The following is a 12,127-nucleotide window of genomic DNA, read 5'->3' as shown; positions in this document are numbered from 1 at the left end:
CCGTCCGCGCCCCGTCATGCGTCCCGGCCCGGACGGGCCCGGTCCTGTCCCGTCCGGACGGGCCCGGTCCGGTCCGGTCCGCCGGGCGCACAGGACAGGAGCATGTGCGGTAACGGAATGTCGCGATTCGGTAACACCGTGGAAGGACCGGGAGAGTAGGCAATACCGTCTGTTGCTGCGTCAGATTCCCGCTATTCGCCAGAGTGTGGCCACCACGTGTCTTTTCACGAACGGAAGTTCATATGCCCCGTGCCTTTCTGCCTCCGGCGACGCCCGGTCCGTCCGGGGCGAGCGCGTCAGGAGCCTGACGGCTGAGGGGTTCCCCGCCGCACCGGTCGTGACCGAGGACCGACCACGCACCACGCACCACGCATGCACGGATCGACGCATCACGCACGACACATCACGCACGACGCACCAACGGGCAGGCGGGCGCGCGGACGCGCCGCTGCCGGCCGCAAGAGTGAACGGGGCCCCTCGCCATGCTTCTGGACAACCTGTCGAAACGAGCCCTGGCCGCCTTCTCGGCTCGTACAGTGGGGGACGACGGACGATTGGGCGGGGGCCTGATGGATCCACTTGTTCTGGCTGCGACGTCGGCGTCGATCGTGGGGGCCCTCGCCACCGACGCCTGGCAGCCCGTCCGGGACCGGATGGTGGACCTGGTCCGTCACGCCCAGCCCGACGAGGCCGACAACGTCTCACTGGAGCTGGAGGAGGCGCGCGAACTCATCCTGGCCGCCCGGGACGACGACGACGCCCGGGTGGAACACGAACTGACGGTCACACTCCAGCGCCGGTTGCAGGACCTGGTGGGCGACGACCCCGCGGTCGACCCCAATGTGCTGCGGCTGCTCGGCCAGCTCCTGGTGTCGTCCCGCAACACCCTCCTGTCCCAGCCGGCCTCCCTGTCGCAGCCGGCACCGCTGTCGGTGCTCACCGCCTGGGCGACACAAGGGACCGGCGTCCCCGTCCTGCCCCTGCCGGGTCTGCTGGGACCCGCCGCTCCCCTGACCCTGCCCGAGGGCGATCCCTCGGCCGTCGCCGCGGCGTGCCTGCCCGTCCCCACGGTGTTCGACCGGCTGGGCCCCGCGCGCATGCTGCCGCGCGACGTGTCGGCGTTCACCGGCCGTGAACCGGAGATGGAGCAGTTGCTGGAGGCGGCGGACGCGACCGACGAACCGTCCGTCTGCCTGGTGCACGGCATGCCCGGGGTCGGGAAGACCGCGCTGGCCGTGCACACCGCCCACCGGGTGACCGACCGCTTCCCCGACGGCCAGCTCTTCATCAACCTCCGGGGCCACGATCCCGGGGACACCCCCGCCTCGCCGTTCCAGCTCCTCGGCACCCTGCTGACGGCGGCCGGTTTCCCCGCCGGGGTGCAGCCGGCCAGCGTCCACGGTCGGGCCGGCATGTGGCGCAGCTACCTGTCCTCGAAGCGCATGATGATCATCCTGGACGACGCGGCCGACTTCTCCCAGGTGGAACCACTGCTGCCGGGCTATCCCGGGTGCCTCACCCTGGTGACGAGCAGACTCCGGCTGGAGGCCGCCGAGGTCACCAGATCCGTCCCGGTGGACGAGCTGGCCCCCGACGCGTCGGCCCGGCTCTTCGACCGTCTGCTGCGGCACCGCGGTTACGAGGGCGAGGCGGGCAACGCCCACGAGGTGGCCCGGCTGTGCGGCAACCTGCCGCTGGCCCTGGTGTTCGCCGCCAGCGTCCTGCTCGCCCACCCCACATGGCGCGTCCCGCACCTGGTCGACGACCTGTCCCGTTCCCAGCGGCGGCTCACCCGCCCGGCCGGCGGCCGCGCGCCGGTGTCCGAAGCCCTCGACACCTCGGTCCGCACCCTCGACGACACGGAGCGGCACTTCTTACGGCGGCTGGGCATGCACCCGGGCCCCGAACTGGAGAAGCGCGCGGCCGCCGTGCTGGCCGGCACCTCGGTCGAGGACGCCGACCAGTTCCTGGACTCGCTGTACCGGCACAGCCTCCTGACGGAGGTCTCCCCCGGCCGCTTCCGGATGCACGTGCTGGTCTCGTCGTACCTCCGGGCCGCGCCCGCCGAGCAGTTCGCCCGCGCCGGCGCGCCGGACGACACCGTGGACGAGGAGGAGGTGCGGAGGCGCCTCGTCGACTACTACCGCCGTACGGCGACGGCCGCCTACCTGGTGGAGACCCGGCAGGAGACGCCCGACGCCGTGCGCGGCTCGCTCCCGGAGCGCGCGCCGTCCCTCAGCGGCCCGTCCCAGGCGGCGGCCTGGCTCGCCGCCGAGCTGGACAACCTCGCCGCCTGTACGCAGTACACCGCGGACCACCCGGAGGTGGTCGCCGACCTCGCCACGGTGGTGACGGCCTACCTCCTGCGCCGGGGGGACACGGGCGTCCGGACCGCGCGGGAGCTCGTCGAGGCCGGTCACCGGAGGGTGACCAGCCGCGGTGACGTCCGCGCACAGGCGCTGTTCACGCATCTGTCCGGCCTGCTGGCCCTCGCCGAGAACGACATCGCCGCCTCGGTGGCCGACCTGGAACGGGCGGTGCGGACCAGTCTCGCCGACGGCTGGACGCTGGGCGCGGCCCGGGCGCTGTACGGCCTGTACCTGGCCCAGCGGCTGAGCGGCCGGTACGACCGCGCCCTCTCCGCCCTGGACGAGGCGGCGGAGCTGTTCACGGAGGCCGGCGACCGGTACGGGCAGCGGAAGACGTACGAGCAGGGTGCCCGGCCGGCCGACGCGCTCCCGGCCACCGGCGCCGACCGCACCGTACCCCCGCCGATGACGGTGGACTCCGTCTCCCGTCCGGCACCCGACGACTTCCTCACGCAACTGGAGAACCTGGCCCTGGGGTTGCGGGCGCGCCGCGTACCCGACGAGGCACCCCCGGGGGCGGCGTCGCGGGGGGACGTACCACGTGACACCGGCCCGGAGGAGGCCGGTCCGCACCATGCGGCCGGTTCCCGGGGCGGCGGGGACGACGAGCCGCCCAGCACCCCGACGGGCCCACCGGGGCCCGCCGACGATGAGGGAGACCACGGCGGCGGCGACGGGGACGACAGGGACGACGCGGACCTCACCGACACCGCAGCGGAGGCCGAGGCGGACCGCACCGACGACGGCGACACCGAGGACCCCGAGGACCCCGAGGACATCGACGACCGTACGGGGGACACCGGAGCCGACCTCGTGGCGCGGCGGCGCGAGACGGCCGAGCGGCACGTCCCGTCCAGCGAGGAGACGGCCGAGCGGCACGTCCTGCCCAGCGAGGAGCTGGACGCGGTGGACGCCCAGCTCGTCAACTTCTGGTTCACGGACGACGGCACCGCCGGCGATCCGCCCCTGCGGGTCGCGGAGAGACGTACCGGATGTTTCCAGGTCGGCCCCGACCACCCGGACAACCTGGCGGCCGGCGACCGGGTCGTCCCGCCCCACGACATCCCCGCCGCCGGACTGCTCACGCACTGGGTCGTCTGGTCCTCTACATGCGAACTGGCCCTCCCCGACGACGCGGACCCCTCCTTCGGTTCGGGCATCAGCGTCAGCGGCGACGCACAGCAGTGGAACGTCGACTTCACCCTGCTGATCCCGCCGCACGGCCCGTCCGAGGAACGCCCCGTCATCGTCACCCCCCGGCAGGCCGGCACCGCCCGCATCGACGCGCTGGTGCTGGTCGACGGCGACCCCTACCGCGAGCTGACCATCGAGTTCCCGGTGGACGAGGCGGACCCGGGCGAGCCGCGCGACGGGCTGCGCGCCGGCTCCCCGAACCAGCCGTCCGGCGACCCGCCCCCGGACCCGGAACCGGCCGGCCTCCCGCACCAGCGCCCGCCCGCCGCGGCGCCCCCCGCCGACGAACCGAAACCCGCGGCGGCCCAGGTCGCCCGCGCGTTATGCCCGCCGAGGAGCCCCCGCCGCCGGCACGGCTCCGTCCAGGTCCGGGCACGGCAGCACGTACCGGCCCGGGAGACCGCCCCGCACCCCGCGCAGGGCTGGCAGCGGGAGGCCCGCCGCCTGTCCCTGTACGTGAACCCGCCGGGCGTCTGGTGGTGCAGGCAGGTCACCGGCACACCCGGTGAGCAGACCGCCTCCACCGCCTGGAAGCCCCAGGCGGCGGCCCACCAGTACATCCGTGACGCCCAACTGGCCCTGGACGCCTACTGGCAGAGCCGGGCGCAGCGGTACAACGACATCACCGCGTCCGACGTCGCCAAGCGCCTCGAGGCGTTCCGCCCCAGCACGGACTGGTCGGCGCCGGGCGTGCCGTCCCTCCGGGACGAGGACGAGGAGGCGTGGCACGCGGACGCGCTCAGCCAGGAGGTCCGCGACCTGGCCCTCGCCGGACACCACCTGTTCCAGGCGATGTTCCCGGACGCCCAGCTCAGCAGGATGGTCAGGGAACTGGAGCCCGGCGACCGGCTGACCATCCACTGGGAGAACTGCGACCCCCAGCACGTGCCCTGGCCCCTGATGTATCGCGGTACGCTGCCCCGCCCCGGGCAGCCGGTGCAGGCGCACGACTTCCTCGGTCTCCGGCTGCGGATCTCCCACGTCTCGCACCCGTCGTTCGACACCACCCGGGCGCTCGACGACGACGCCGTGCGGGCGCACCTGATGTACTGGGGCGGCAAGCCGAACGACGAGACGCTGCTCGCGGCCGAGGAGCACGCGCGGGAACTGTCCGGGTGGCGCCCCAAGGTGCTGCCCGCGACGAGCGAGGGCCGCAAGGCCCAGCTCGCGGAGTTCCTGTGGGACCCCTCGCCCGTCTCCCTCATCTACGTGTTCTGCCAGGCGTCCACCGGGGCCGGCAACAAGCCCAGTCTGCGGTTCGGCAGCACCAGCGACGCCTGTGACGTCCTCCAGCTCACCGACATGGGCATCGCTCCCATGACGGACCGGCCGCTGGTCTTCATCAACGCCTGCGAGACGTCGGCCGCCGAGCACACCTACAGCAACGAGTTGCAGAACACCTTCCTCAAGCGCGGCAGCCGCGCCTACATCGGCAGCGAGTGCAAGGTGCCCACCAACTTCGCCGCCCGCTTCGCCAGTGTCTTCTTCCACTTCCTCTACACGCGCGAGCACGAGGGCTCGCCCACGTCCGCGGGCGAGGCCCTGGCCCAGACGCGCAAGTTCTTCTGGGACGAGTACCGGAGCATCGGCGGACTGTTCTACAGCTACGTCAACGACTACCACGTCCGCATCGCCAAGCCCCACGAAGTGGCCGCCCTGCACCGGCCCGATCCCCGCACACCGCAACCGCAATCGCAATCGCAACCACATCCGCAACCGCAGACCCGAGCGAGGCAGGCGTGACGACACCGCACCACCCGGACGGCGTGAGCGAGCGCTTCCTCACCGCGGACACCCGCACCCGGATGGCCCTCGTCCGGGACCCGGACACCGCACCGGCCCTGCGTGATCTCCTCGGCGACGCCGCCCACGACGAACTCGTCCGGCTGGCCGGCCCCACCCCGGCGCACCACCTCGGCGACGGCCCCGTCAACCTGGTCTTCGTCCCGGGCGTCATGGGCAGCGTGCTCGCCAGCACCGGGCTGGGCGGCATCTGGTGGCTGGACATCAGGTCCCGGCGGCGCATCGACAGCCTCGCCCTGGCCGCCGACGGCCGGAGCGACGCCCATCCGTCCTTCAAGATCCAGCCGGTCGCCGTCGACGCCTCCTACGAAGGGTTCCTGTTCGCCGCCGAGCGGAAGGACGGCATCCAGCACCTCACCTTCCCGTACGACTGGCGCAAGCCGCTCCACACCAGCGCCGACCGCCTGTACGACATGGTGGTGGCGGCTCACTCCGGCGACGGGCCCCGGGAGCCCGTCCACCTCGTCGCCCACAGCATGGGCGGCCTCGTCGTGCGCACCGCGCTGATGCGCCACCCCGATCTGTGGGACCGCGTGGGGAAGGTGGTGTTCCTGGGCACTCCGCACTACGGCTCACCGGCCATCGGCGGGTACCTCAAGAACCACCTGTGGGGGCACGAGTTCCTCACGCTGCTGCGCTCGTACCTGTCCCGTGAGACGTTCCGCTCGCTGTCCGGTGTCCTGAGCCTGCTCCCCGCCCCGGCGGGTGTGTATCCCGGCACCGGGGTCAAGGACGGACCCGAGTACGACCACCCGTGCGCCAACTTCGACCTCTACGACGCCGCCGCCTGGCGCCTCGGGCTCGGGCCCGCCCAGCACCTGGCCCTCCAGTCGCTGCTGGACGCCACCGCCCGGCACCACCACGACCTGCACGTGTGGCACCACTCCCTCGACCAGCGGCAGCGCGACCGGATGGCGGTCATCGCCGGCACCGGCTTCAACACGCTGTTCCGCCTGGCGTACAACAAGCGTCTGGGCTTCCTCTGGCAGCACATGGACCGCATCACCAGCCGTGTCCCCGACCACCCCGACCGGGACGGCGACGGGCGGGTCCCGCTCACGTCGGCGAAGCTGCCCTGGGTCGGCGAGACCCGTTACGTCAACGGCGAGCACGGCAGCCTGCCCAGCCTTCCGGACGTGCAGGAGGACGTCTGGCGTTTCCTGGCGGACCGGCCCATGCGCCTCGGCACCAGCCCGGCGGCGGCGATGGGGCGCCACCTCGCCGGGGCGTCCCCGGCGACCTCCCCCCTGGCGCTCCCCGACCCCGCCGCTCCGCGGTCCCCGGAGGACCCCGGCTACCTCGACATGACGGCTCCCACGGCGGCCGAACTCGCCGAGCTGGAAAGGCGGCTTGACGCGGGACTCCTGCCCGGCTTCATCCGGACGCGCCTGCTGTAGCCGGGCCGTCGGCCGTGGCGGGTGACGGTGGTACGGGCGGCAGGCGGTCGAGGACGATCCCGAAGTGGTCCCGGTAGGCGGCCAGGGTCTCGGCGTCGCCCTCCAGCACCCGTTCCGTGCGGCGCCCGTCGACGGTGGTGATCAGCTTGCGGCCGCTCAGCGTGGTCCGCCCGGTCCCGGTGAGGAGGGAGCAGATCAGGGACCGGGTGAAGTGCGAGGCCGGAGAGGTGCGGTGGTACCAGGCTCCGGCCGCGAAGTCGGACAGCTCGCGCGGCCGCCGCTCCAGGCGGTACTGCGGCCGCCCGTCGCGCAGGACGTCCAGGTCGCCGTCGGGGGTCTCCCGGATGTGGAACGAGCCGCCCGGGTCCTCCTGCTCGCCCCGCTCGTCCAGGGCCAGCGGGTGGTGGCTGTGGTCGCCGAACCCGACGTCCGCCAGCCACGGTCCGGTGCCGTCGTCCGTCTCGACGGCCAGCGCCAGGTGGTCGTAGGGGATGCCGGGGCGGCCCTCCTCGGCGAAGGTGCGCGCCTGGAGGAAGGCCACGCGGAAGCCCAGGGCGCGCAGCAGGGCGGCGAAGGACCCGCCCAGCTCGTAGCAGAAACCGCCGCGCCGGGCGTGGACGACCTTGTCGAGGAGCGCCTTCTCCTCCAGCACGATCTCCTCGCCCAGATGGATGGAGAGGTTCTCGAACGGCACGGTGCGGAGGTGGCGCAGATGCAGCTCGCGCAGGGCGTCGGCGTCGGGACGTGCGGGGCGCGTGGCGCCGACGCGGTGCAGGTAGGCCTCGGTGACCGGCTCGGTGATCATGGCGACAGTCTCGCCGCCGGCGCGGCTGCTGTCATGGGGCCGGAGGCCTAGGCCCTCCGGCCGGTCCGGTGGCCCGGACCGGCGCGCGCGCCCGGTCAGGGCGTGCCGCAGCCGTCGTCCTCGTCGTCCGCCGGGCCGGACGGGGGCAGCGGGATGCGGGTCTGGCCGTCGATCGGTGGCGGGGTCCGCTCGCCCAGCCGGTCCTCGAGCTCTTGCAGCCTGGTGCGCGCTTCCGGAGTCGTCATGCTTCCCTCATCACCACTTCGGCGGCCGGGAATCGTCCCGGTGGTGCCGGCCGCCCCGGTCCGGCGTCGGCCGGGCCCTTGGGTCACGGGCCCGGCCTGCGTCATGGTGCTTTCCGGCGGCCCGTCAGACGCGGTCGGCGGCGATCAGGACGTACTGGAACGAGCCGTCCTTGTAGGAGTTGATGAACGCCTCCTCGATCCCGGTGACGAGGGACGAGGTGGCCCGCAGCTCCCAGTAGGGCAGGGTCGCGGCGGTGAGGTCGACCACGGCCTGCGGGACGAGACGGTTGTCGGCCATGGCACGCAGGTACTCCCGGCGGGAGTGGATGTTGCACTCGAAGTGGGCGTTGATCTGGGAGACCCACTTGGAGGGCTGGCCGTAACGCGGGTTCCAGCAGCCGGTGATGGTGACGTAGCGGCCGCCGACCCGGAGGATGCGGGAGTGCTCGGCGAAGAGGTCGTGCAGGTCGACGTACATGCTCGACTCGTTGTTCCACGAGGCGGCGGCCTGCCCGGTCGCGAAGGGCATGTCCAGCATGTTGCACACGCGGGCGCCGACGTGGTCCTCGATGCCGAGTTCACGGGCGCGACGGTTGGCGAACTCGGCCTGCTTGGCGGACAGGGTCACGCCTTCGACCGTGCACCCGAAGCGCTGGTGGGCCATGACCATGGAGCCGCCCCGGCCGCAGCCGGCGTCGACGAGGGTGTCGTCACGGCCGATGGAACCGAGGTTGTCCAGCAGGACGTCGGTCTGTGCCGACTCCAGGCGGTGCAGCTCGGCGATCAGCTTCTTGTCGTACTCGCTGTCGGCGCTGTCGCCGAGGGCGGCGTGGTCGACCTCGCCGATGCCATAGTGGTGGTGGTAGAGCCCGTCGACGTCGCCGAGGCGCAGGTTGACGGGCCTGGCCTCCTGGTCCCAGTAGCGGGCGATGTCACCCTGGTAGGGCGACGCCGGGCCGGGGACGAACGCGGAGGTGCCGTTGGCGTTGGTGAGCTCGGTGCTGGTCACAGATGAATCCTTCTTACCAGAAATCGGGCAGGCTGTAGCGGTACGTGTTGGTCATGTGCCAGTAGTGGTTGCCGTCGACCCAGGCGGCCACGCCCCGCAGGAAGCGCAGCACGTTCGGCACGGGGCAGGCGGCGGCCAGCGCGGCGGCTTCCGCCTCGAAGGCGTGCATCAGGTCGTTGTGGACCTCGACCGCCTTGAGGTAGGCGTCCCGTTCCGAGGCGTCCTCGCGGTCGGCGATCACCACGGGCAGGTTGAGGTGCCGGCCCGGGCTGGCGAGTTCCTTGGTGTACGAGTAAAGGTCGTTGACGATGGTGGTGGCGTTGCCGGCGAGCGCGATGACCCGTTGCATCGCGGGCCGGGCGTGCAGGTCCGCCGGCAGCTCGTACCCTCCGACGGTGTCGGTGATGGTGGGGCAGGGGCGGAAGTTGTTGAACTGGCGCATGGCCAGGTACTCCCAGACCTCCGGGACATGGTCCGTCTCGGCCCATGCCGCCTCGGCGAGGTAGCCCATGTGCAGGCGGGCCATGTCGTGCCGGTACCGGTCGGCCTGGGAGGGGGTGGCCTGCTGGACGAAGTACTCCATCGCGGAGCGGTAGGCGCGCCGGGGGGCGTCCGCGTGGAGGGACTCCGCCCAGTCCGGCTCGTACTCCTTCGTGGTGTGCAGCGGGTCGAGGGCCGTGTGGGCCAGCAGCAGGCGGCTGCCGAGGCCGACGGGTGAGCCGCCGTGGTCCTCGCAGTAGCAGTCGTCGGCGGCGTTCTCGGCGACCATGAGCCGGGTGGCGAGCATCAGGTGGTCGACGGTGGGGGCGTCCGGGTGGCAGGCGACCATGTAGCGGCCGACGGAGAAGCCGTCGAACTGGTCCTCCCACTCGGGCGGGAACGCCTGGACCTCGTCCACCGCCCAGGACTTGATCCTGCGGCTGACCTCCGCGACCCGGACCGGGTCGGGTTCCGGCACCGGGTGGTGGTAGAGGCCCGGGATGGGCCGGCCCTCCGCGGCGGCCCCGGGCGACGCTGCCGGCGGAACCCCGGGCCGCTCGTCGTGCCGGAAGAAGCGCAGGCCGGCGGTGCCGAGGCCGCTGGGACCGCGCATGATCCGTTCCAGCGCGGGGTTCGCCCCCCGGACCGCTCCGGCACTCTCCAGCCCGTCCGGGACGACCGGCTCGCCGCCCGGGCCGCCGTGCGGCACGGACCCGGCGGTGGGCAGGGTGGTGGACACGGACCCGGCGGTGGGGGGCGCGTCCCCCTTGGCGGGCAGGGACACGGGCGGGGAAGGCGGGCCGGGCAGCACGGTCCGCGCGGGGGCGGCCTCGGCGGCGGCGTCGGCAGCGGCCTCGGCGCCGGTGGTGCGGGCCTGGCCGAGGACGTGCTCTCCGAAGCGGGCGGCAGCGGCGGGCAGGCTCGACTGCGCGGGAGAGAGCCCAGGTTCGGGCATCCGAAACTCCTTGCTGGGGGGGGTGGGTTGGGCCGCCCCCGGATCCCGGGCGTGCTCGCCCTCCCCGGGGGTGTCCGGGCCGTTGCGGGTGCGTCGTCGGTTCCGCTAGGGCGTGTTTCGAAAGTAGCGTCGTCCGCCCGGAGGGCGGGGCCGGGGGCGTCCGGTGCGTGCGATCGGAAGGCGGAGGGTGGGGGCACCTCCCGCGCCGCCAGGCGCGGGGGGAGAGAGCGCAGCGGGCTGCGCCGACGACCGACAACGCGGCGAGCGGGCGTGCCGGACGCCCCCGGCCAGACGGGACTTTCGACACACGCCCTAGTCGCGCCTGCGGGCGATCTGCACGTTCTCCAGCACACCGAGCGCGTCGGGCACCAGGATCGCGGCGGAGTAGTAGGTGGTGACCAGGTACGAGACGATCGCCTGCTCGCTGATGCCCATGAAGCGCACCGACAGGCCCGGTTCGTACTCCTCCGGCAGGCCGGTCTGGCGCAAGCCGATCACGCCCTGGTTGTCCTCGCCCGTACGCATGGCGAGGATGGAGCTGGTGTTCTCCTTGCTGATGGGGATCTTGTTGCAGGGCAGGATCGGGACCCCGCGCCAGGCCGGCACGTGCTGCCCGCCGACGTCGACGTGGTCGGGGTAGATCCCGCGCGCGTTCCACTCCCGGCCGATGGCCGCGATCGTCCGGGGGTGTGCGAGGAACAGCCGGGTGCCGCGGCGGCGGCAGAGCAGCTCGTCGAGGTCGTCCGGGGTGGGCGGGCCGGAGTGGGGCTGGATCCGCTGCTTGAAGGCGGCGTTGTGGAGCAGCCCGAACTCCCGGTTGTTGATCAGCTCGTGCTCCTGGCGCTCGCGCAGCGCCTCGATGGTGAGCCTGAGCTGCTCCTCGGTCTGGTTCATCGGCCCGTTGTAGAGGTCGGAGACCCGGGTGTGCACGCGCAGCACGGTCTGGGCGACGGAGAGTTCGTACTCGCGCGGGTTGAGTTCGTAGTCGACGAAGGCGCCCGGCAGCTCGGCCTCGCCGACGTGGCCGGCGGACATCGCGATCTCGGCCTCGCCGTGGCGGTTCTGCCGTTGCCGGGGCAGCGAGCTGAAGCGCCGGATGTGGTCCCGGAGGGCGGGCGCCCCGGCCATCACGGCGGCGAAGTCGGCGCGGGAGAGGGTGAGGAGCGTGCCGGAGGTCTCGGCGGTCGCCGTGCAGTCCCAGGTGGCGTCGGCGTCCAGCAGGGCGTTCTCGCCGAACCGGTCGCCGTCGCCGAGCACCGCGACGGTGACCTCGTCGCCGTACTTGCCGACGGACGTCCGGTTGACCCTGCCGTGGGCGATCAGGTGGATCCGGTCGGCGGGGGCGTCCCGCTCGACCAGGACCTCACCGGCCCGGAAGTCGCGCTGGACGCACCGGCCGGCGATCGCGGTCAGCACCTCCACGTCGTCGAAGCCGCGCAGCAGGGCCAGTTCGCCCAGCTCCCGGGGGATCACCCGGACGTCCGCACCGTCCTGGACGAACTCGATGCACCCGTCGCCGACGGTGTACGTCAGTCGGCGGTTGACCCGGTAGACGCCGCCCTTCGTCTCCACCCACGGCAGCATCCGCAGCAGCCAGCGGGAGGTGATCTCCTGCATCTGCGGGGCGGACTTGGTCGTGGTGGCGAGGTTGCGGGCGGCCCCGGTGCTCAGGCTGGACTGCCGGGGCGGCTCCGCTTGCGCTTCCGGGCGGGTCTCCACGGTCATCGGGTGGGTTCTCCTTCGCGATGGTGGTGATCGGCGGACGGGCACGCCACACACTCCCGAGGAGGAGATACGGGAGGAAAGAGGAGCAATCTCGGGGAATCCGTCCAGATCCTCGGGAACACTAACGGCCCGTGAGCTCCGCTCG

Annotated in this window: 7 protein-coding genes; 2 read left to right on the top strand and 5 right to left on the bottom strand. The window is 72.7% G+C overall.

The features are described 5' to 3' along the window. Positions 1–569: 569 nt before the first annotated feature. Positions 570–5,306, top strand: a complete 4,737-nt coding sequence (locus ACF068_RS09130; RefSeq protein ID WP_392273525.1) for an ATP-binding protein — start codon at positions 570–572, stop codon at positions 5,304–5,306. Then, positions 5,303–6,763 (top strand): alpha/beta fold hydrolase, encoded by a 1,461-nt coding sequence (locus ACF068_RS09125; protein ID WP_392273524.1) that lies wholly within the window; start codon positions 5,303–5,305, stop codon positions 6,761–6,763. The genes ACF068_RS09130 and ACF068_RS09125 overlap by 4 nt, the downstream gene beginning before the upstream one ends. Here the strand turns inward: ACF068_RS09125 and ACF068_RS09120 are convergent. From ACF068_RS09120 to ACF068_RS09100, 5 genes are all read right to left on the bottom strand, one after another. After that, positions 6,741–7,568: an arylamine N-acetyltransferase gene (locus ACF068_RS09120; protein ID WP_392273523.1), complete on the bottom strand. Its 828-nt coding sequence runs from the start codon at positions 7,566–7,568 to the stop codon at positions 6,741–6,743. The genes ACF068_RS09125 and ACF068_RS09120 overlap by 23 nt on opposite strands. A gap of 95 nt (positions 7,569–7,663) precedes the next feature. After that, positions 7,664–7,813, bottom strand: coding sequence for a hypothetical protein (locus ACF068_RS09115; protein ID WP_392273522.1), 150 nt, complete (start codon positions 7,811–7,813; stop codon positions 7,664–7,666). A 124-nt stretch (positions 7,814–7,937) separates the two neighbouring features. Then, positions 7,938–8,822, bottom strand: a complete 885-nt coding sequence (locus tag ACF068_RS09110; RefSeq protein ID WP_392273521.1) for a geranyl diphosphate 2-C-methyltransferase — start codon at positions 8,820–8,822, stop codon at positions 7,938–7,940. 13 nt (positions 8,823–8,835) lie between these two features. After that, a complete protein-coding gene (locus ACF068_RS09105; protein WP_392273520.1) occupies positions 8,836–10,257 on the bottom strand; it encodes a family 2 encapsulin nanocompartment cargo protein terpene cyclase in 1,422 nt (473 codons plus the stop codon). Positions 10,258–10,569: 312 nt separating this feature from the next. Beyond that, positions 10,570–11,982, bottom strand: a complete 1,413-nt coding sequence (locus tag ACF068_RS09100) for a family 2B encapsulin nanocompartment shell protein (protein ID WP_392273519.1) — start codon at positions 11,980–11,982, stop codon at positions 10,570–10,572. Between the last annotated feature and the right edge of the window lie 145 nt (positions 11,983–12,127).

It is taken from the genome of Streptomyces sp. NPDC016309 (assembly GCF_043077235.1).
Lineage (GTDB): Bacteria > Actinomycetota > Actinomycetes > Streptomycetales > Streptomycetaceae > Streptomyces.
Note: the sequence above shows the minus strand (reverse complement) of the source record. Positions and strands in the feature narration are given on the sequence as shown.

Coding starts and splice junctions, on each gene's coding strand:
- ACF068_RS09130 (WP_392273525.1), top strand. CDS start 570: ATGGATCCACTTGTTCTGGCTGCGACGTCGGCGTCGATCGTGGGGGCC.
- ACF068_RS09120 (WP_392273523.1), bottom strand. CDS start 7,568: ATGATCACCGAGCCGGTCACCGAGGCCTACCTGCACCGCGTCGGCGCC.
- ACF068_RS09115 (WP_392273522.1), bottom strand. CDS start 7,813: ATGACGACTCCGGAAGCGCGCACCAGGCTGCAAGAGCTCGAGGACCGG.
- ACF068_RS09105 (WP_392273520.1), bottom strand. CDS start 10,257: ATGCCCGAACCTGGGCTCTCTCCCGCGCAGTCGAGCCTGCCCGCCGCT.
- ACF068_RS09100 (WP_392273519.1), bottom strand. CDS start 11,982: ATGACCGTGGAGACCCGCCCGGAAGCGCAAGCGGAGCCGCCCCGGCAG.